Source organism: Streptomyces inhibens, assembly GCF_003389455.1.
Taxonomy (GTDB): domain Bacteria; phylum Actinomycetota; class Actinomycetes; order Streptomycetales; family Streptomycetaceae; genus Streptomyces; species Streptomyces inhibens.
Map to the genome: position 1 here is coordinate 1 of NZ_QUAC01000204.1, position 20,960 is coordinate 20,960.

Below are 20,960 nucleotides of genomic sequence, written 5' to 3' on the forward strand. Positions count from 1 at the left end.
TCTCGGCAGGGGCCCGTGCTGCCTGAAGTCATGAACTGTTCGATTTCTGCAGAGCTTCGAGTGCTGCCCAAACTCGTGTACAGATGCTGTCGGTTCTCGTGAACAAAGCCAGCCGTTGCGGATTGCCGGCAGCTCGGGCACGTCAGCGACCGCACCATCGAGGCCGCCGCCCGCGTCTCCGGCCGGCTGCCGGCAGCCCGGCACGTCATGCCCGCTCCGCCGGCGCGGCGGTCGGCAGCGCTGGTGCGCAGGCGGGGCGCCTTCGCCGTCGACGTCTACGCCGAGAACTTGGACCTGGACACCGATGGCGCCCCCGCGCTGTGGTGGGCACCACGCTTCAGCGGCTGCATACGGTGGCGATGTGCGAGAGCCGCCTCGCTACGGGATGCAACGCCTTCCCGAGCGGCGTGAGCGACTGGCAGCACCATGCGCTCGCGCCGCTCGGCTACCACGTCCACCCGATGCTGGACATTGCCGCGTTCACGACCGGCGGCAAGGGTTACGCCTCCCCCGGCCAGGCCGCAAGGGTTACGCCTTCACCCCGACCAGCGCGCCCGCTACCTCCAGAGCTTGGTCCAGCAGACCACCAACCTCCTCGGCGGTCGCGGCCGAGCGAGCACTTGGGCGATTTCCTGCTGGTGAAGTGCTTCTTCCTCCTCGCGCTGATGCGCCCCACCACCCCTGCCGCCCCTGCCGCCCGGCCTGGCCAATCGCCCAATCGGCCAGGCCGGCCAAGCACGCCACGTGGCAACACCGCCGCACCCTGTTCCGCAACGGACTCGCCCCATACGAGGCGACCCGCACGATCGATACCGCGGCCTTCCCGTGGTGAGATGACCAGCCTTCGTCCGCCAGGTACTGCTCGACGTCCCGACAATCTGCTCCGACAGGCCGGACGCCGATGCCCTGGCACACGCCACGTCCACACCCGATGCCGTTCGGCCACTCCCGCGCCCACTCGGTGATGACACAAGAGCACACGAGCGTGACCGATTTTGAGATGTGCCGGTCGCCGACTCCCCGGCTCGGACATTCTCGGGCGTGGCATATGCCGCACAGCTCGCCAAGGAGACGTCATGGAGTGGCAGACCGAGGAGTTCGGGTCGTCCCACGAAGGGATGGCGGGGGCAGTCCTCGCCGACGGCAGCGAGCCCAAACCGGTGTACCTGGACATCGGGAGCAGCAGCCACATGCACCAAACCAGTCAGTGGTGGGCCTACGACGGCAGGCAGGGCAGGCAGCGGGCGGACCACATGCGCAGCTCGTGCTCATGCGGCTGGCGCGGCGCGCGCCACTACCCGATCGACTGGGACCAAGCGAACGGCGGACGCGCCTACGACCTCGACACCCCGGGCCCGTACGAAGACTGGAAAGAGCACATCGGCGAGGTCGAGTCACGGTCGGTTCCACTGCCCACCCAACTGGTGGACCTGTTGGAGCGGCTGGACGAGCAGCTGAGCGACCTGGCCGACCAGGCACCGCTGGCTGCGCTGAAGGCCGTGGCGGCACTGGAGCGCACCACCGGCCGCGTCGGCCGTGAGGCCGCCCACGCCGCCGAGGCCGATGAAGCATCGTGGGAAACGATCGGGCAGGCACTCGGCCTGACCGCGAAGGACGCCCGCGCACGCCTGACCCGCTACAGCCTCAGACACTGACATCCCCAGGGCGGCAGGCCGGCCGGCTCCGGTGGACGTGGCCCGTCTCGCCGTGGCCGCAGTTGCTCCCTCGCTGCGCCGCCAGCCGGACCAGGCCGGCGCGTCTGGTGCCTTGTCGGGGCACGCCCGCCCCGACGCTGACCGGCGACGCGGGAAGGGGTTGTCACAACAGCCAGGGGTGCACCGGTGGCGTCGTGGAGGGCGCCACCAGCCCGAGGGCTGTGAGGCCCGCTCCGGAAAGGACTGTTCGCCAGGCACCGTTGACCGGTTTCATGGTGAGCCGTTACGGAGCGAGCCGTGTTCGAACCGCTCCGCAGCAGCAGTAGGCGGTTGGTCGTTCCGCCTGAAGCTGCCTCGACCGGCGCTGTCCGATGCTGGTCGAGGCGCCAAGGCCGCGGCCGGTGTCGAGGCGCCGAGGCCGCGGCCGGTGGGGTGCGCCTGCGACGTGCGGGCGTCCGGCATCCTCCCAGCGTGTTCCTACGGTGCTGTCGTGGCCTCGGAGTACTTCTTGATGAGTTCGTAGGAGCGAATGCGGTCGCGGAGGTCGTAGACGGGTGTGGTCAGCATCAGTTCGTCCGCTCCGGTCTCACCCACCAGTTGCGCAAGCCGGCGTACGACGGTCTCGGGTGCCCCGACGGCCTGCTGCGCGCGGAAGCCGGCCAGCGCCTGTCGCTCCGTTGCGGTGAAGGGGTGGGCGGCCGCGTCCGCGGGCGTGGGGAAGGGGATCTCACTGAGGCCTTTGAGGAGCCCGGCTTTGACGACGTCCATCGGTCCCACTCGCCACGCGGCTTCCTCTTCCGTCTCGGCGCACACCGCCTCCACGCACAACAGCACCCGAGGCCGCTCGCACCAACGGGAGGGAGTGAACGCCGCCCGGTAACGTTCCAGCGCTGCTTGGGTGTTGTCCGGCCGGATGTGGTGTGCGAGGGCGATCGGCAGGCCGAGCCTTGCGGCCAGAGCGGCACCTGCGGTGCTGGAGGCCAGCAGCCATGGCTGCGGCAGCGGGCCGAGTGCGACCTCGTCGACCAGAAAGGACAAGATCGCGGCCACATCGTCGTGGTACTGCGCATCCGTCGTCGGCCCGGCTCCGCGGCGCAGTGCCCGTGCGGTGGCCTCATCGAAGGTGCCAGGGCCGCGGCCGATACCCAGGTCGATACGGTCCGGGTGCAAGGCAGCCAGCGTTCCGAACTGCTCCGCCAGCATGATGGGTGCATGGTTGGGTGCCAGTACACCGCCCGACCCCAGACGGATGACCGAGGTCGAGGCGGCAGAATGCGCGCTCAACACGACGGGTGGGAACGCGCCGATCGCGGGTGAATGGTGATGCTCGGCGTACCAGATCCGGTGGTAGCCCAGCCGTTCCAGTTCCTGAGCAAAGGCCGCGGTGTCGCGCAGGGTCTCCACGGCCCGGGCGCCCGATTGGACCATCGCGACTTCCAACGCTGAAAGAGGTACATCGATCATGCCGCCAGCATACGATCGCGCGTTCGACCAAGGCGCGGTGATCTCCCTGAACGCGCCAATGTCTCGTGGCCTCTTCGGCTGGCGCCTGCGCACCAGAAAGGCACGTGCGGTGTGTGTGCCGGTCACGTTCGGGGCCGGCGGGCCATCTGCCGTTCAGCAGCGCTGAGTTCACTGAGCGTGCCCGACAGGGTCATCATGCGTCGGGCGGACCAACGTCCTCAGATCCAGCCGGCGCCCTGCCGGCATCAGGGTCCGCACCTGGCGGACGGCGAGATTCTCTCACCGGCGGTCAGGTCTTCGCGGCTACGGGACCCGCACGCGGGTGGAGTGGTGTGGCGAGCGTGGACGGCTGTTCCCGACCGGGGGCATAGGGAGTTGGACGACGAGGGCTACCTGACGGTCACGGGCCGCCCGCAAGAAGGAAATCCTGATCACGACGGGCGGCAAGAACGTGGCCCCGCCCCATAGAGAACTGGCTTCGCTCCCCCGCTGACCTCCCCGTGCACGGCATGGCGCTGGCGAGCACCGCCCGTACGCCACGGCCCTCATCTCCCTCGACCCGGAAGGCACCACCCACTGGCGTCACATGAATGGCAAACACGGCGTCCCACCCGAACTCCTCCTGAACGACGCCCCGAATTGCCGGCAGGGCGGCAACAGGCGGTCGACGAGGCGAACAAGCTGACTCCCGCCCCCGGGCCAATCCACCGAATCACCGTACTGCCACGGGACTTCGCAAAGAAGATCGAGGGATGTACAAGGGTTGGGGAGCGGCGCGCCGATCCGGTCGGAATACACCGAAGTGCTGCACGACGCCCTTCGAACCTCCGAACCTCCGAATCTCCATGACTAAAACGTCGGGGAAGCGCAGACAGCGTGCCCCGACGACGGACGGGAACGGGGACGGGGAGGTGGAACGGGGAGGTGGAACGGTCGAACGTACACAGCCAACCTGATGGGCCGTAGTCGGTTCCGTTGTGCAGGCCGGATCAATCGGCTCGGTGAACCCCTTCGGTCCAGGCGTGGCCGCGTTGTCGATGACGAGGCGGTCCGTGACCCGAGGGCGGTGTTCAACACTGTGCTCGGCGGCGGATTCACCGGACACAGTGGATGGTCGAACGGATTGAGAGTTCCTCGACAGACGGCGATCCGGACATCTGTGGATCGAGGCCGACGCCGGCAGGGGAAAGTCCGCGATGGCGGCTCACCTGATGCGTGAGCGCGGCCGGTTCGGTCATTCGTCCGCTCCGCCAGGAAGAACGATTCGGGTCGGAAGCAGAACCTGGCCGGACAGTTGATCCAACACTACGGACTGTCGGATACGGCTCCCACCCACATGCTGCCGCAATGGATCTTCCCGCCCGAAGGGTTCGAGGTCGTCCTGACCGTGCGGCCCAACAGGCCCGCAAGAAACACGGCCGTGTGCTGCTGGTCGTGGACGGACGGAGCGGACGAGGCCAAGCGCCCACCGGCAGCCCTGTCTGGGTCTGCCCCGGCTGCTGCGGACAACGTGTTCGTGATCGGCGCCTACCGGACGGGATGCCCGCCGGGCACAGTGCCCCTCTCCCGCCCCGCCGTGCTGAGGATCGACGCCGACGGCGAGCGCAACCAGAGTGGCCTGATCACGTATCTCGTGCGCAGGTCCAGCAGGACGTACTGGAGGCCCGGCCAGCCGCAGCGGGCATGGCGGCCGAGCAGTTCGTTTCCCGTGGGGCCACACACAGCAGCGGGATGTGGACTACCCGCGCTACGCCCTGGACGAGACCGCCGGGGCCAGCGCCGCACCAGCGCCCTGACGGCCTCCCGACAGCTGTGCTCCTACCACGTCACACATCTCAAGGACTGGAGCAGCGACGAACACGGACAGACCGGTCCACTGCCACTGCCGGCGACACTCGCGGCAGCCGGTGAACAGCTCTGCGCGACGGCGCCGGCAGCTCTGGCCGGGTGCCCGTAGACCGGACACGACGGCGGTGCCAGTACCGGTTGCGGCCCTTTCTGGCCCCTACGTCCCACACTCCCGGCGGTTCGAGATCTACCACGCCGCCCTCCGCAAAGTCCTCACTGGCGCCCCCGACCTGGCGACCGGGCGGTGCGGCGAGCAGCAGTCGTGGGCGAAGGTGCTGGAACCGGTGATCGGCATCCTCAAGGACGCCTCCGTGCGGATCGTCACCAGCGAAATCGCCGATCGAATGACATCCCCCGCTCGACACTGGAAGAAGATCCGCCCACCAACCCCTGGAACGGATCAACCCCGAGATCAAACGCCGCACCAATGCCGTCCAGGTCTCCCCCAACCCGCCCGCCCCCGAGCGACTGACCACCGCCGCGCTCTGCAAAATGCACGACGAATGGATCGCCTTCCCCGCCGCTACCTCCGAGGGCAGCACGGACGAGCTCTACACCGCCACCGAGCCCCAACCGAAACGCACCACTCAGCCGGCAGACCAACTNGGCAGCACGGACGAGCTCTACACCGCCACCGAGCCCCAACCGAAACGCACCACTCAGCCGGCAGACCAACTCGGCACCGCCACACCGCCACACCGCCACACCGCCACACCGCCACACCGCCACACCGCCACAGGGGAGCATGCCCCCAACCAGGCGACGACGACGGCTCCGCCAAAGGCAAGGCGATGTACCCGACTCCCGCCCTTGAGCTTCCCTGGCTCTCATCCGAGTGATCACCCGAGTGCTGTGCCCCGCATCGGGGCGGCGCGGAGGGTTCACCGACGGCAGCCTGCCGCACCGGGAGTCCGCGCCATGGTGAACTTCTTCGGCCCGGCGAGATAGCCCGCCCCATTGCATGATCATGCGTGATTAGGCATACTCTTCCTATGTCTAAGGTCCTCACCTCCCTCCCCGCCGGCGAGCGCGTCGGCATCGCCTTCTCGGGCGGCCTCGACACCTCGGTCGCGGTCGCGTGGATGCGCGACAAGGGCGCCATCCCGTGCACCTACACCGCCGACATCGGCCAGTACGACGAGCCCGACATCGCCTCGGTGCCCGGCCGCGCCAAGACCTACGGTGCCGAGATCGCGCGCCTGGTCGACTGCCGCGCGGCGCTGGTCGAGGAGGGCCTGGCCGCGCTCACCTGCGGGGCGTTCCACATCCGCTCGGGCGGGCGCGCCTACTTCAACACCACGCCGCTCGGCCGCGCCGTCACCGGCACCCTCCTGGTCCGGGCGATGCTCGAGGACAACGTACAGATCTGGGGCGACGGCTCGACCTTCAAGGGCAACGACATCGAGCGGTTCTACCGCTACGGCCTGCTCGCCAACCCACACCTGCGGATCTACAAGCCCTGGCTGGACGCGGACTTCGTGACCGAACTCGGCGGCCGCAAGGAAATGTCGGAGTGGCTCCTCGCCCACGACCTGCCCTACCGCGACAGCACCGAGAAGGCCTACTCCACCGACGCCAACATCTGGGGCGCCACCCACGAGGCCAAAACCCTCGAGCACCTCGACACCGGCGTGGAGACCGTGGAGCCCATCATGGGCGTACGGTTTTGGGACCCCGAGGTCGAGATCCCCACCGAGGACGTCACGATCGGCTTCGACCAGGGCCGCCCGGTGACCATCAACGGCAAGGAGTTCGCCTCCCCCGTCGACCTGGTGATGGAAGCCAACGCAATCGGCGGCCGCCACGGCATGGGCATGTCCGACCAGATCGAAAACCGCATCATCGAGGCCAAGAGCCGCGGCATCTACGAGGCGCCCGGCATGGCCCTGCTGCACGCGGCCTACGAGCGCCTGGTCAACGCGATCCACAACGAGGACACCCTCGCCCAGTACCACAACGAGGGACGACGCCTGGGCCGGCTGATGTACGAAGGCCGCTGGCTCGACCCACAAGCACTGATGGTCCGCGAGTCGCTGCAGCGCTGGGTCGGCGCGGCCGTCACCGGCGAGGTCACGCTGCGACTGCGGCGCGGTGAGGACTACTCGATCCTCGACACCACGGGCCCGGCGTTCAGCTACCACCCGGACAAACTGTCCATGGAGCGCACCGAGGACTCGGCGTTCGGCCCGGTGGACCGCATCGGCCAACTCACCATGCGCAACCTCGACATCGCCGACTCCCGCGCCAAACTCGAACAGTACGCCGGACTCGGCCTCATCGGCACCACCAACCCCGCCATCGGCGCCGCCCAAGCAGCCGCAACCGGACTCATCGGCACCATGCCACAGATGCCCCACGGCGGCGCCAACGCCATCGCCTCCCGCGGCGAACCCTCCAACACCGACGAACTACTGGACCGCGCCGCAATGGAATCCGGCACCGACTAACCAAACCACCAAACACAACACCCAACACCCCAAGACAGACACACCACCAAAAAAGGCCGACCCCACCCCAACAACACCAAGCCGACCTCCACCACCACCCGAGCTGCGGCGACTGGAGCGCGCCGTCGGCGAGCTGCTCGATGTGGAGGCCGGAGACGTCGACGTCGACACCGAAGAACACGTCGTGGCCCCGGGCGCCGGCCAGCCGGATCAAGGACTGGGCGACGCGCTGCTCCCAGAAGAGTGTGCGCGCCGGCCGGGAAGAGGGCGATCTCGATGCCCCCGACGGTCAGGGGGTGGTGTGGTCGAGGCGGTGCACGGTGAAGCCGAGCGCCGTGATGGCGTCGGTGACGGCGGATGAGTGGTGATGCCGGTATAGACGGGCACCGTCCTCGCCAGCATGGCCAGCGAGGGCAGGTGGAAGTGGTCCAGGTGTTCGTGGCTGAGGATCACCACGTCGGTCGACGCCATCCTGTTGACGTCGACCGTGCGCGGCAGCCATACGGGGAATTCGAGCTGCCGACGCCGAATACCTCAGCGAGGACGGGGTCGAGCAGCACCGCGGACAAGCCATCGGTGACGTGCCACGTCTGGTGGCCCAGAAACGTCAGTCCCAGCCCGGTGGGAGCGGCCATGACTATCCCTCCTCTTGCATGGTCGTGAACGATGGGGCAAGGAGCGGTCGGGGACGGTGACGACGTCCCCGACCGCGGCCAGGTCACCAGCTGCGACGCATCACCGGTGCTACGTGATCGGCGCGTGGCCGGTGGCTCCGATTGCAGCGAACGCCTGCACCCAGCACTGCAACAGACGCACCACCTCCGGCGTCACCTTCGGCGTGCTGCTCTTCTTCTGGTCGCTCATCGCGGCCTCCGTTTCGAGCGCCCCGCCCGGCGGGCGGGGGCTATCGGGAGTACAGCTCAACTGTTCGATGCCGTATAGGAGTTGGGTGTAGTCCCGGTGTTGCGCGCGGTACGCTTCACGTCACGCAGGATGATGGGATTACGCCTGTGGACGACTTGATCCGCCACCCCATGGCGTACGCCCGGATCGAACGCGGCTGGTCCCTGGAAGATCTCGCCCGCCAAGTCCGGCACGTGGCCCTACGACGCGGCTTGCGCTCCGGCGTAGACCGTCAGCGGATCTGGAAAGGGGAGAACGGCCGGGCCGAGCCCGATAGCCACGTCCCCCAATTTCCCGCTGAGCACAACGTCCCAGCAGGTCACAGTGGGGGACATCCCAAAAAGTCGTCATGGGCCATGGTCCCTGTCGCCATGGGACGCCGCCCGGCGACAGGCCGTTCACCGACCGACGGCCCACCGGGGCCCGGCCAGGGAACCGGCCGTCGGCGAAGGAGGACCCATTTCATGAACGCACGCAGGATGACCATTCGGCGCGGCGTGGCGAGCGCCGCCATGGGAATCGCGATTCTCGGCGGGATGACCGTCGCGGCGCCCGCCCATGCCGGCACCACGGCCCAGGGAGCCTCTCCGACAGCCGCCGAGACGGCCCGGCTCGCTGCCGGCCCCCCGTGCAAGATCCACACCCACGGCTTCTTCCGCCTGGGCGTGCACACCTACTGCTCCAACCAGCCCTCCTGGCGCAGGCACCGTGCACGTGCCACCTGCGTCAGCCACCGCAGCCCCATGGTCAAGTACACGCGGTGGGGCCCCTGGCGCAAGCCCGGCCAGAAGTCCTCGATGACCTGCAACTTCCAAGACGGCTACGAGGACACCTGGGTGGACTTGAGGTGACAGAGCCGCAGCTCCATGGGTGTGGCCCCTTCTCTCGGCGGGAGCTGCGCAGCTCCCGAGCGAGGTGCTCCCGACCCGCGATGGTGCCGCCCCTGCTCGTCGATGACGATGATGGGCGGGCATCCGGGGCACGCCTGAGGTCGGGGCCGATCCAGCGCCACCCGGCATCCCATAGGCCCCGGTGCCCCAGGCGCCGCGCCCCTCCGTTGGCCTGAGCTAACCGGGCCGCAGGTGGGCCGAGCCACGATTCGGAGGCCCGGCCCACCTGCGGGACTGCTCGGGTGCCGGATGTAGCACTGGTGCTGGACTGATCAGCCTGCTGCTTCAGGCCGCCCGGCCAAGTCCGGCCGTTGTCAGGCCTTGCTCGCGAAGTGGGCTGAAGTCAACGTCCAGGTGCGGGTCGTACGCCTCGGGTTCAAGGCCGAGTTCGTGGGTGGAGTATTCGCCGAAGCGGCCGATGTGCTCGGTCAGGTACGGCGAGATGTGGGCCAGGTCCTCGGGGTCGATGACGTGGCCCTCCTCCTGGAGCTGACGGACGGCCTCGGCGATGTCCAAGGCGTTGTGGAAGATGACCGCGTTCGTGAGCAGAGCGTTGAATTTCACGGTCTTCTCCTGCTCGACGGGGTCGTTGTCGGTGATGACGCCGCCGTTGCCGAAGCCGATCCACTTCGAAAAGCCGTTGAACGCCTCGACCTTGTTCGTGGCGGCGGTCACCCGTCGGCGCAGCGGGGCATCGGAGAGGTAGCGCAGTATTCTGTGGAATCTGATTTGTCAAGTGCTTCAGCTACGAAAGGCGGGCAGCACGCCGGGCTCGGATTACTCGCCGGGCGAGTCGGTGCGTGCGGCCGCCAGTTCGAGACCGGGCACAACGTGTCAACCTCTACCGGTGTGACCCGCTGAGATCGGAAAGCTCATCGAGAGCTCGGCGTGCAGCCTTGTCTTGCTGCCGCTCGCGAATGCGGGGCCATACGCTCTTGATCCACGTCCAAGCTCCGGACGGCCACGCCCTCTCGTGCTTGAATTTGGCCTCCGAGAGCATTCTCCGGACCAGCGCGCCATCCGCATCGTCAGCCTCGGCGCAAAGCTGCACAACGCCGTTCCAGTCAACGTCGTCCATGTCACCAGCGGGCCCTCGGACGGAGACGTCTACTGGCAGCGCAGCGTAGGGCATGCGAGCGATCTCGACCTCTTTCATCCATCGGCTCATGGCTGCGAAAGAAGCCCGCTGGAGAGCGAGTACTTCGTCAGAGGCGAACATGTCCATCCGCGCGCCGAAGAGCTGATACTCCTTCTCTTCCAGGTTCGGGTCCAAGACACCGAGCGACTGACTGCGCTGTGTTACCTCGCGGCGTGTCTTGGACCTGGCCCGGAGCGACCGGATCGCCTCGTCGTAGACGTCCATGCGGTGGTCCCACATGCGGAATCGTCGATCGCGACGGCGTGTCAGCCAGTGAGTGCACACGGCAGCCAGGACAGCCGCGGGAAAGGCAGGGCCGAGGTTCTTGATGGCGTCCATCAACGTCATGGCTCAAGACTGCCCCACAGTTGCCCTGGTTGACGGCGACGATCGGCAGGAGCGTCGCGGTTGCCGGAACGCCGGAGCGAAGAGCCATCGTGGGTGTCAGCCGAGCGCGCGGAGGCGACCGCCGCACGTGAGTAATTCTACGGATGGCCTGCCGCCACCGCGATCAGCAGGATGGCTCTGTGACTGAACACCAGGGTGAACCCCAAGTCCCTATGCGGCCCGCCCGCGACCGTCGGGCCGTAGAGAACGCGATGAAGGCCGTCCTCATCGTGGCGGCCGTAGCGGGGGCGATCCTGCTGCTTTACATGACCCCCTTCTTCATCAGCATCTTCGCCGTGGCTCGTTGACCGTGGCATCACCCCCCTCCCGCACTCAGCATCCCTGACCGGCGACCCATCAGCGGTGCGCTGACATCCGTGAGGCGGCGGCCGTCGGCTTCCCCGAGGCGGCCGCCGAACTCGACTACAACGAGCGCGTGCTCGCCCAGCTCCGCACGGAGGTGGGGCTGCGCTGACCAGGGGAGCGGCAGAAATGACTGAGGGCCCGGCGTTGCCGGGCCCTCAGTGCTTGGTCGGACGGTCAGCCAGTGGCGGGGTGGGCGATCAGCGTGCGGCGCTCGGCCTGGTGCACCGGTGTCCCGTGGCGGGACATGCCCGCCGAGTACGGACCCTGGGGTCGGGTGTACGACCTGTTCCGTCGATGGCAGCGGGACGGCACCTGGCATCGGATCTTCACCGCGTTGCAGGCCCGGGCGGATGCCAAGGAGCTGATCACCTGGGACCTCAACGTAGACTCCACGATCGTGCGCGCCCACCAGCACGCCGCCGGTGCGCGTAAAAAGGGGAGTTCCAACAGGAACCGCCTGGCGGTGCCGCCTGCGAGCCGGACGACCACGGGCTAGGACGCTCCCGCGGCGGTCTTACCACCAAGCTGCACCTGGCCGTCGAACAGAGGCAGAAGCCCATGTCCATCGTGATCACGGCGGGGCAGCGCGGGGATTCTCCGCAGTTCGAGGTCGTGCTGGGCCACATCCGGGTGCCCCGACTGGGGTGCGGCAGGCCCCGCGTGCGCCCGCGACGGGCGCGGGCGGACAAGGCGTACGCGTCCCGCAAGAACCGCGCCTACCTGCGGCGTCGCGGTATTCGCTGCACCATTCCGGACAAGGCCGACCAGGTCCGCAACCGCAAGAAGCGCGGGTCCAGCGGTGGCCGGCCACCGAAGTTCGACCCAGAGGACTACAAGGCCCGGCACGCGGTCGAGTGCGGCATCAATCGCCCCAAGAGGCACCGGGCCGTGGCCACCAGGTACGACTGTGAGGATGTGGGGGTGCCGCCTCGGGCGGTGGTCTGGCCCGAGGTACGACTGGCTCTGATGCCCTGAGTTTGATCTGCCGACCGCTGCCTGAGGCGGTGCATGCTGCCGCCGGACCGGTGGGCGTGTCCCGATAGGGGCCTTCGCGACGGGCACCGTCACAGTCCTGACCGCCACACCTGGCCCGACGTCGGCCGCTGGTGTTCCCGAGGCGATCAGGAGACAGACGACCGTGCCCAGCATGACCCAGCACACCCCATCGCGTCACCACGCGGCCGACTCATCTGAGGAAGTCGTCCTGGGCATAGACACCCACAAGGACATCCACGTGGCCGCGTTGATCACCACCACAGGAGTCCTTCTGGACACACGCGGCTTCCCGACGACCCGAGAGGGCTATCGTCAACTTCTCTCGTGGGCACGCGCTTTCGGGCAGGTACGGTGGGCCGGAGTGGAGTGCACCGGCTCCTACGGAGCCCCGCACTGACACGCTTCCTGAACAACGAGGACATCGCGGTCACCGAGGTCAACCAGCCGGACAAGGCCATCCGGCGTCGCCGTGGCAAGACCGACGCGATCGACGCTGCGGCCGCTGCACAGGCAGTGCTCTCTGGCCGGGCCACCGCTGCGGCCAAGACCACCGATGGCCCGGTGGAGACGATTCGGCTGTTCAAGATGGCCAAGACATCTGCGGTCAAGTCGCGCTCGCAGGCAATCAACCAGCTGAAGGCCGTCCTGGTCGCCGCAGAGCCGGCCCTGCGCGAGTCGCTGGCCGGCCTGAGCAATCCCAAGCTCATCCGCCAGTGTTCGGAACTGAATGCCGCGCAGGACGCCAGCCCGGAGGCGGCTACGCGCCACACGCTCCGGCTCTTGGCCCGGCGGGTCATGCATCTCACCGAGGAGATCGCCGATCTCACGGCCCGGATCACCACCGCGATCGACGCTTGTGCACCCAAGCTGTTGAACGTCTACGGAGTCGGCCCGGACACTGCCGCAGCGCTGTTGACGGCTGTCGGCGACAACCCCGGCCGGCTGGGCAGCGAAGCGTCCTTTGCCGCCCTCTGCGGCGTCAGTCCTGTTGAGGCGTCCTCAGGCAAGACCCAGCGCCGCAGGCTCAACCGCGACGGTGACCGCCAGGCCAACTCCGCGCTCTACACCATCGTGCTGGCCCGCCTACGCTGGGACACCCGTACCCGCAGCTACGTGGAACGACGCATCACCGAGGGCAAGACACGTCGCGAAGCCATCCGCTGCCTCAAACGCTACGTCGCCCGGGAGATCTACCAGACCATCACCCCCGCCAGAAGCAACACACCAGCAACAGCGGTCAGTTGACATCCATAGGGGCATCAAACTCGCCGTCCGCTACAAGGCTACCGTCCTCGTTGCCGCCATCAACGAGTGGTTGTGACGTACTGGTCCGACGACAACTCGAACACCCGTACTCGCCGACCGCAGGTGGGATTGACGGTCTCACGGACCGGATGCATCCCCAGTTTGGTCATGATCCGTTCGGAGGCGTCGTTGCCCACTTGAGTGATGCTGACGATCCGCTCCAGCCCTCGCTCTTCGAACCCGAACCGTACAGCGGCCGCAGCGGCCTCGGTGGCCAAGCCCTGCCCCCAGTGGGAACGTCCCAGCCGCCAGCCGACCTCAACCGCCGGCAGTACCTCCGGCAAGAAGTCGGGCACCGAAAGGCCGGTGAACCCGGCCAACTCGCCAGTGGACCGGATCTCCACGGCAAACAGGCCGAAGCCCTGTGACTCCCACTCGCTCTCCCAGCCCTGGACCCCGCCGCGAGTCTGCTGTTCGTCACGGACGCTGCCGTCACGGATCCACCGCATGACCTCGGGGTCGGCATTGACGGCAGCCATCGGCGCAACGTCTTCCTCGCGCCAGCGACGCAGGATCAAACGGGGAGTCTCAAGCGTGACCATCCAATCATTCTGGATCACAAATGGGCTCTCCGCCATCCTCACCAGGCACTTTCGATACACGCCCTAGTCGGCGCCGAACGTCGCCGCAAGGCCGTCGACCGCGTCGCCGCCCTGCAATTCGACCGGCACGGGGCGCGGATCTGGCGCACGGCCAAGAGCCTGCTCGATTCCGAACACGTGAGGCGCGCCATCGGCGAGGTCGCTACCGCCTACGGGTCTGCCGCGAACCCACCAACGTCGCCGCCGGCGGCCACAGCTGCCCGCTCCGCTTCCGCTGCCTGGGCTGCGAGCACTTCAGCACCGACGTCTCCTACCTCCCTGGCCTTCAGGCTCATCTCGCCGAACTGATCCGCAGCCGCGAACGCCTGATGTCCACATTCGAGGCCGACGACTGGGCCAGAGCCCAGACCATGCCCTCCGAGGAAGAGATCCGAAGAGTCCGCCGCCTCATCGAACGCGTCAAGACCGACCTCGACAACCTCGCCCTCGACGACCACGCCCAGATCGAGCAGGACGTCACCGTAGTCCGCCGCAGCCGCACCGTCATGCGCGGCATGCCCCGCGTCGGCCCACCCCTGCCCGACGTCCGCCCCACGAGGAGCCCATGAGCACCCCGATGGAAGACGGCCGGCGCGCCGACTCCGCACGCCGCCGCCAGCGTGTCCAGATCGCCATCAAGGCCGCAGTCCGTGACGGCACCCCGGTCACCACCTCCGCCATCGCCCGCGCCGCAAGCGTCGACCGCACCTTCCTCTACCGCCACCGCGACATGCTCGACCTCTTGCACGCCGCGGCCAGCGACCCACCGCAGGCTCGGCCGTCGGCCCCGCGGTGAGGCGCGCCTCCCTTCAGACCGACCTGGCCAACGCTCAGGCCCGTAACACCCGCCTGGCTGTTCGCATCCAGCAGCTGGAGAAACGGCTGTCCCACACCCTGGGCGAGCACGCATGGAGGGAATCCGGCCTCGGTGCCTCCGCCGACGTCGAAGGACTCCAGCACACGATCACACGGCTGGAACAGCAGAACACGGAACTCGCCGGGGTGCTGGAGGAGACCCAGTCGGATCTGGAGGCCGCGCGGGCCGCGAACCGAGACCTGCCCCGGGCCCTGAACCAGCGCGGCTGACTTACGGCTGCTGGAACGAGACGTGCGCCTGGTAGAACCTGGCTAGAAGGGGTGAGAGTACGGGCGGTCCTTCACCTGCTCGAAGATCCTGCGCAGCCACGGCTGACGGACGGCGGGCAGCCGTGCCAGCGTGTGGAGGAACACTCCCGAGTCGGGACGGAACCGCCACCGTGGATGCAGCGGCGGTGGATCGTCGCGGAGGACGCCGTCGGGCATTCCGCCTGTCGCGGGAACGGGCAATCCTTCGTGGGGGAAAGCCAGATGCATCCATACATCGGCGGCCAACGGCACGATGTCCGCGGTGTGGGACAGCTGCCACACCTCACCGGTCTGCGGATGTCGTGGGACCAGGGTGATGTGCGGGGCGGGATCCGGGGCAGGCAGGCCCGGCCCGGTAAGGGTCACTGTCTTCGCAGGCGGTCCGGGCGGGAGCAGCGCGTCGAGCACGCGGCCGAAGGTGTCCGCGACGAGGCCGTCGGGCACGGCCACGCGCGTGCCGGCCGAGGCCGACAGAAGGTGGGCCAGCGCCGCCCCGACCGCTGCCTCCCACCGCAGGCTCCACGTCCCGGACGGCTCGACGGGCGGAGTGCCCTGCCGCTCCTCCGCCAGCGCCTCCCAGCTGGCCGTCGGGCGAGTGGAGCCGTCGGCGGGGAGACGGCGTACAGCGTGCGGGTCGAGCCACACTGCTTGCCAGAGAGAGCAGTCGTCGATGCGGGTCGCCACCGGCTGCCCGCATCGCGCGCAAGCCAGGTTCGGGCCGTCCGCCCCGTCCAGCCCACAGCAGTAGCCGCCGCATCGCTCCGGGATGAGGACGGTGCCGCGGGTGTCACCCGGTGCGACGACGATCGCTCCCGGTGCCCCGAAGGAGAGGGCATGGAAGACCGGAGCGAAGACGCCGCGGGCTTCCGCTTCGTCTGCTCCGATCTCGCTCCACGGCCGCCACGGCGGTCCGGAAGGATCCGGGTCGACGGCGTACGTCCCCGATGCCATAAGCACGGGAAGTAGTACCCCATTCCCCCACTTTTGGTGGGCATGGACGGGAAGCACAACCTGCGACACCGGGGCAGTCAACACCGCTTCGCACCCCGCACAGGCGAACACCGCCATGCGCCCTCCCCCACCCCTTAACACGCGGGATTATCCCGGCTTGGCCCGCACTGACCAACGGCTTTTACCCACCGCAGCGATCACCTTGACAGATACGGGGCGACCTGGGGTGTCAGCTGCCGGCCGTCCCGCCCGTCCAGTCCGCTGACGTCGAAGACCGCCAGGACAGTGCCTAGCGGGCCAGCACCTCGCAAGTTGCCGGCCCGACCGGGCTCCATATCGCACCTTCCGCTGTCGGGTGCGCTGCCCGTCATCCCACAGCAGGGGACAGCACCACACTTCGTGCGCGCGATAGCTCCTGAGTACTGGTCGCTGAGCTGCACGAACCTGCGTGAGACCGCGTCGCGCCACACGTTCACCCCAAGAGAACTCGCTGTGCCGGACGTGTCGGCAAGCCCTGAAGGTGGGCCAGCAGTGGCTGTCATCAGATGGAAAGTGGACGCGCGCACGGCGGCCGAAGAGGCGTGGATCTGGTTGTCTGCCGCCGTACGCATGAGTGCCGCCGGTGTCGCCGGTGCGCCTGTGCGTCCGTGCGGGCCTGTCGAGGTGTCACCTCACTTCGCGAGGAACGACTCTCATCAGGAGGTTGGCGGGGTGGTTGGTGGATGTCATGACTCCCCGTACCTGCGCCCCTGGGAGCGGCTCCAGACGCCACCGGCTCGCCAGGGCCGCGACCACCGTGGTCATTTCCGCGCGCGCGAACGATTCACCGATACACCTGTGCCTTCCGGCGCCGAAGGGAAGGAACGCGCCGCGGGGAGCAGCCTTCTGGCCGGGCAGCCAGCGGTCGGGATCGAACCTCAGAGGGTCGTGGAAGTGGTGCGGGTTCCGGTGCAGGACGAGGGCGCTGAACATGAACTCGGCACCTGGCGGAAACCGGTAGCCCGCGAGTTCGACCTCCGTGATCGCTCGTCGCATCGTGACGCCTCCGGGGTTGCGCACGCGCAGCGCCTCCTCCACCACCCGCCGCGTGTACGGGAGATGGCCGAGGTGTTCGAACGAAGGCGCCTCTCCGCTCCTCGTCCGCAGCTCCTCGTGGAGTTCCCGGTCGACGGCGGGGTTCCGGCCCAGTTCGTGGAAGAGCCACGCCAGCCCGCCTGCCGCTGTCTCCGTGCCGGCGACCAGCAGTGTGATGAGCTCGTCGTAAACCTGCTGGTCGGTCATGGTGTTGCCGCTGTCGGCGTCCTGGGCCTGCAGGAGCATCGACAGCAGGTCCGGCTGCTCGGCGGGGAGGTCGGCGCGCCGGGTGCGGATGAGGTGGTCGATGGCCCGGCGCAGCCGGTCGTGTGCGGCTGCGAGGCGGCGGTTGCCAGGAGTGGGGAGCTTCTGCCAGAGGCCGGTCGGATCGATGGCCCGGTTGTACACGCCGCGGAGCACGACGGGCACGTCGTGGCGGATGTCCGCGGCAAGGTGCTCGTCGAGTGCGGTCGAGAACAGCGTGGAGGTGACGATGGCGAGGGAAAGGTCAAACATCTCCTGGGTGACGTCAACGACCTGTCCGGCCTGCCAGGATCCGACTCGTTCGTCGGCCAGCCGCGCCATGGTTCGCGCGTAGTGATCGATCTGCCGGTGATGGAAGGCCGGCTGCATCAGGCGCCGCTGGCGGAGGTGGAAGGGCCCTTCGGAGGTGGCGAGGCCCTCGCCGAGGTAGTCGCGGAGCTTCTCGAAGGAGCGGCCCTTCGCGAAGTGGCCGGCGTCGGCGACCATCACCCGGTCGACGACCTCCGGTCCGGCGAGGACGTAGGTCGGTGTAGGGCCCAGATAGACGGCGACAATCTGGTCGTACGCGGTGAGGGAATCGAGGAATTCCAGGGGGCGCCGCCACATTTCGAGTGCGTGGCCGATCAGCGGAAGGCGTCCGGGAGCGGTGGGAGGAGCCGTGAGGCGAGCGGCGGTGGCCATGTGTGCCTTCCTTTGGCCGCGGGCCCCGTGACTGCCCCGCGACCGAGTAGTACCCCTCGGGACGTTGTGAACCGGTGATGCGGGATGCAGGCGTTCGGGACACTCCGGGAACCACCCGCCCGGCGACGTCCCCGCAGGTCGGGCAGCAGTGCATACATCACGCAGGGTAGCGCAATAGGCACTCAGTGCGATATCTGGATCTCGGTCAGTCGAGGGCGTCGGGGGCTGGAATCAGCCACCCAGGGGCACACCAAGGTGCTGCATCATGCGGGGACTGGAAATGCGCGCGCCCGCCACACCTCCAGCGCCGCCCCGGAAGCCTCGTACAACTCCAGGTGGACCGACCTGCCGAGCGACGACAGCACCGAGCCGCTGCCCTACCCGAACCCGCCTGGTGGCGGCGACCTGGCGCAGTTACGCCCCGATCGATCCAGCGATGGCACCACCACACCTGTTGCGCTCGAATCGTCGGCAGCACTGGCGCTGGGCTGCATCAAGTCGCCCCACCCGGCCCGGCCTCGCACCACACCCTTGACGCCAGAGAATCTCGGTTGGCAGGGGATCACCTCGGTGAGCCAGGCCAACGACCTGCTGGCGCAAGGCCGTCGACCACGTGCGGACACAGTTCATGCAACATCGCAAGGATCGAATCCGCGCCAGCGAAGGTCAACTCTTCGATGAAGTAGTGCTCCTGGTGGTCGCACTCGCACTCAGGCACAGGTTGGTACTCGTCCCCGAACAGACACCGGGCGTGCTCCGTCAGCGTGCTGTGCATGTCCAGGAGCCTACGACGCCATGATCCGCCGGACGGAACCCAGGGCCTGTCCGATGAGTCGCGCGTGACGGACCTGTTCTGACAGACCTGAGCATGCGTCAGCGCGGGCCCGGCCGGCTCCCCTCGCTGACAGCCGCTCCCTGTACTTCCATTTCAGGACGTCTCAGCGGACCTCGTGAGTAACCGGGACCCCGGCCCGGCCGTCGAAGATCATCGGGTGCAGAATGACCCGTATGTCGATAACGAATACTCCGAAGACGGCAACGATCGACGACGCTTCGCTGATCGGCCGCACCCTGGCCCGCGCTTTTGACGACGACCCGATGATGCGCTGGTTCTTCCCCGACGACGCCACCCGCGAGGCGGGGCTGGGCCGCTACTTCGCCACGATCTTCACCCGGCAGTATGTCCACCACGGCGTCTGCGAACACACCAAGGCAGCGGCCGCCTTCTGGGTGCCGCCGGGCGCACAGGACAAGGCTGTTCCCGACGCGGAGACCATCCAGGAGCTCGCGGAGATCCTGGGCGACCGGGCTCCGCTGTTCCGGCAGGCCGCGGAGGCGGCCGCCGGGCACGGACCCCAGGAGCCGCACTGGTACCTGGCCGTGGTCGGCGCAGACCCGGCCGCCCAGGGCCAGGGCCACGGAGCCGCCCTCCTCCGCTCGGGCCTCGCCAAGGCCGACGCGGCCGGCCTGCCGGCCTACCTGGAATCCTCCAAGCCTTCCAACCTCCCCTTCTACGAGCACTTCGGCTTCACGGTGCTCGGCGAGGTCCAACTCCCGGGCGGCGGCCCGACCCTGTGGTCGATGCGCCGCGAGCCGCGCCGCCCGGCCGACGCCTGAGGGCTTTCCGGCGGCCCGCGACGTCGGGCCGCCGGCACTGGAGGCGCTGGGGTCAGTCGCGTGCGAGCGTTTCCGGGTGGTCGAGGGTGACGTTGGCGAAGTTCGGGTGTGGTCAGGTCGATTGGGTCATGGCCGCGAAGAGTGCAAGAACGCCCGAAGGGCCGTCATATGAGCCAAGGGTTGCAGTACTGGATGTGCAAAGCGGGCGGGTAGGTGCCAGCGGGTTCGTGCCCGTGACCGCGGGCCAGGGCTGAGCTCGACGCAGAGATGCCCGGCGTCTGGGTAGCGGTCAAGGTGTGACGGGGCCTGGTCGACGAGGCCGCGCAGCGCGGTGCCGTGCTCGCGGAACGCGGTGGAGCTGCCCACGACGAGAAGAGTGTGTGCGGCGATGCCGAAACCGAGGTGGTCTCGGTATGACCGGTGCTGTCGCTGCCGGTCGGCGATGGCGGTCTCGTCGGGGAAGTCATGGTCCGGGGTGGCTGCGGTGTGCGGTGTGCCGACGCCGGGTCGTGCTCGGACCTGCTTCCACGACGCGGTCGGAAACTGCAGGCGGCCAGGAGCTGGCCCGCGCCGCCCTGGTCGGCGTACATCGCCAGCTCATGGTGGTCGTCACGCAGCGCCAAGCGTGCCGGGGCCGGGGCCGGCCGAACCACTCGGACCTCCTTGCTGCCCAGCCGCACCCTGTGCGTGTGCACGGGCCTGCCCGATGGGTTGCGTGACTGCCGCAAGCCGCCGCCGCAGAGACCCGGTAAGCGCACCCTGCCTGCCAGCACCGTCCCGATGAAGCCCTCGGCCGATCACGCGGCGGGCTGAGCATTGGAGCGAGTTCGGGTGTCCCGACCGGCCGGAGGAGCGAGTTCGGGTGTCCCGCCTGCCCGGAGGAGCGAGTTCGGGTGCCGACCGGCCGTTGGCCATCCGCGGACCCGGCCAGAGCATCTGAGCGGCGACAACGCGTACAGTTCGCGCCGCAACCGCCGATACCTGCGGCGTCGCCAGATCAAGCACACCATCCCCGAGCGCAGGGACCAGAAGGCCAACCGTCAACGCTGCGGCAGCGCGAGCGGCCGTCCCACCAGCTCGACAAGGGGATTCACAAGCGCCGCAACGAAGTCGAGCGAACCATCAGTGCCCTCAAAGGTTTCCGGGCCGTGGCCACCCGCTTCGACAAACGGGGGTACGTCTTCCATGGCGCCGTAACCGTTGCTGCCGTACGCCTTTGGCTCCGCTCGTCACGTCGTCGGTCAGCGCCGCAGCGGTGTGTGCCCGAC

At 68.2% G+C, this 20,960-nt stretch carries 16 protein-coding genes and 3 pseudogenes; 13 read left to right on the top strand and 6 right to left on the bottom strand.

Annotated elements, in window-relative coordinates:
* Window positions 1-1,076: 1,076 nt before the first annotated feature.
* Window positions 1,077-1,655, top strand: a complete 579-nt coding sequence (locus DY245_RS25270; protein WP_128509530.1) for a hypothetical protein — start codon at window positions 1,077-1,079, stop codon at window positions 1,653-1,655.
* A 477-nt stretch (window positions 1,656-2,132) separates the two neighbouring features.
* Here DY245_RS25270 and DY245_RS25275 read toward each other — a convergent pair whose 3' ends face one another.
* Window positions 2,133-3,119 carry an LLM class flavin-dependent oxidoreductase gene (locus DY245_RS25275; RefSeq protein WP_128509544.1) on the bottom strand — a complete coding sequence of 329 codons (987 nt, stop codon included), beginning with the start codon at window positions 3,117-3,119 and terminating at the stop codon, window positions 2,133-2,135.
* A gap of 2,259 nt (window positions 3,120-5,378) precedes the next feature.
* Between DY245_RS25275 and DY245_RS25280 the strand changes: the two are divergent.
* The 3 genes and pseudogenes from DY245_RS25280 to DY245_RS25290 form a co-directional block, all read left to right on the top strand.
* A pseudogene (locus tag DY245_RS25280) lies at window positions 5,379-5,572 on the top strand (IS256 family transposase); the annotation flags it as partial.
* 387 nt (window positions 5,573-5,959) lie between these two features.
* On the top strand, window positions 5,960-7,414 hold the full coding sequence (argG, locus tag DY245_RS25285; protein WP_128509531.1) for an argininosuccinate synthase: 1,455 nt from the start codon (window positions 5,960-5,962) through the stop codon (window positions 7,412-7,414).
* Between the two features lie 1,367 nt (window positions 7,415-8,781).
* Window positions 8,782-9,168 carry a hypothetical protein gene (locus tag DY245_RS25290; RefSeq protein WP_128509532.1) on the top strand — a complete coding sequence of 129 codons (387 nt, stop codon included), beginning with the start codon at window positions 8,782-8,784 and terminating at the stop codon, window positions 9,166-9,168.
* Window positions 9,169-9,492: 324 nt separating this feature from the next.
* Here the strand turns inward: DY245_RS25290 and DY245_RS25295 are convergent, their stop codons facing one another.
* Both DY245_RS25295 and DY245_RS25300 read right to left on the bottom strand, forming a co-directional pair.
* Window positions 9,493-9,936, bottom strand: a complete 444-nt coding sequence (locus DY245_RS25295) for a Tn3 family transposase (protein WP_128509533.1) — start codon at window positions 9,934-9,936, stop codon at window positions 9,493-9,495.
* Window positions 9,937-10,048: 112 nt separating this feature from the next.
* Window positions 10,049-10,693, bottom strand: coding sequence for a hypothetical protein (locus tag DY245_RS25300; protein WP_128509534.1), 645 nt, complete (start codon window positions 10,691-10,693; stop codon window positions 10,049-10,051).
* 179 nt (window positions 10,694-10,872) lie between these two features.
* On the opposite strand from DY245_RS25300, the gene DY245_RS44650 reads away from it, so the two are divergent.
* The 4 genes and pseudogenes from DY245_RS44650 to DY245_RS25310 all read left to right on the top strand — a co-directional run bounded on the left by DY245_RS44650 (window position 10,873) and on the right by DY245_RS25310 (window position 13,339).
* Window positions 10,873-11,040, top strand: a complete 168-nt coding sequence (locus DY245_RS44650; protein WP_181923855.1) for a hypothetical protein — start codon at window positions 10,873-10,875, stop codon at window positions 11,038-11,040.
* A gap of 302 nt (window positions 11,041-11,342) precedes the next feature.
* Entirely contained in the window at window positions 11,343-11,594 is a 252-nt protein-coding gene (locus tag DY245_RS46705) for a hypothetical protein (protein WP_244943249.1), read from the top strand.
* 35 nt (window positions 11,595-11,629) lie between these two features.
* On the top strand, window positions 11,630-12,073 hold the full coding sequence (locus DY245_RS46710) for a transposase (RefSeq protein WP_244943254.1): 444 nt from the start codon (window positions 11,630-11,632) through the stop codon (window positions 12,071-12,073).
* A 172-nt stretch (window positions 12,074-12,245) separates the two neighbouring features.
* Window positions 12,246-13,339 (top strand): annotated as a pseudogene (locus tag DY245_RS25310) (IS110 family RNA-guided transposase).
* A 59-nt stretch (window positions 13,340-13,398) separates the two neighbouring features.
* On the opposite strand, the gene DY245_RS25315 reads toward DY245_RS25310, so the two are convergent.
* Window positions 13,399-13,941 carry a GNAT family N-acetyltransferase gene (locus DY245_RS25315; RefSeq protein WP_128509535.1) on the bottom strand — a complete coding sequence of 181 codons (543 nt, stop codon included), beginning with the start codon at window positions 13,939-13,941 and terminating at the stop codon, window positions 13,399-13,401.
* A gap of 368 nt (window positions 13,942-14,309) precedes the next feature.
* On the opposite strand from DY245_RS25315, the gene DY245_RS25320 reads away from it, so the two are divergent.
* From DY245_RS25320 to DY245_RS46720, 3 genes are read left to right on the top strand one after another with little or no spacing between them, the layout of a single operon-like run.
* Window positions 14,310-14,549: a hypothetical protein gene (locus DY245_RS25320; RefSeq protein ID WP_244943250.1), complete on the top strand. Its 240-nt coding sequence runs from the start codon at window positions 14,310-14,312 to the stop codon at window positions 14,547-14,549.
* Window positions 14,546-14,776, top strand: a complete 231-nt coding sequence (locus DY245_RS46715; RefSeq protein WP_244943251.1) for a hypothetical protein — start codon at window positions 14,546-14,548, stop codon at window positions 14,774-14,776. Before DY245_RS25320 ends, DY245_RS46715 begins: the two co-directional genes overlap by 4 nt.
* Window positions 14,773-15,066 (top strand): hypothetical protein, encoded by a 294-nt coding sequence (locus DY245_RS46720; protein WP_244943252.1) that lies wholly within the window; start codon window positions 14,773-14,775, stop codon window positions 15,064-15,066. The genes DY245_RS46715 and DY245_RS46720 overlap by 4 nt, the downstream gene beginning before the upstream one ends.
* Before the next feature lie 42 nt (window positions 15,067-15,108).
* On the opposite strand, the gene DY245_RS25330 is transcribed toward DY245_RS46720, so the two are convergent.
* Both DY245_RS25330 and DY245_RS25335 read right to left on the bottom strand, forming a co-directional pair.
* A complete protein-coding gene (locus tag DY245_RS25330; protein WP_128509536.1) occupies window positions 15,109-16,173 on the bottom strand; it encodes a hypothetical protein in 1,065 nt (354 codons plus the stop codon).
* Between the two features lie 549 nt (window positions 16,174-16,722).
* Entirely contained in the window at window positions 16,723-18,075 is a 1,353-nt protein-coding gene (locus DY245_RS25335; protein ID WP_128509537.1) for a cytochrome P450, read from the bottom strand.
* A 999-nt stretch (window positions 18,076-19,074) separates the two neighbouring features.
* On the opposite strand from DY245_RS25335, the gene DY245_RS25345 reads away from it, so the two are divergent.
* Complete coding sequence (locus DY245_RS25345; protein ID WP_128509539.1) at window positions 19,075-19,692, top strand: GNAT family N-acetyltransferase; 618 nt, start codon at window positions 19,075-19,077, stop codon at window positions 19,690-19,692.
* 881 nt (window positions 19,693-20,573) lie between these two features.
* A pseudogene (locus tag DY245_RS46725) lies at window positions 20,574-20,918 on the top strand (transposase); the annotation flags it as partial.
* Window positions 20,919-20,960 lie beyond the last annotated feature (42 nt).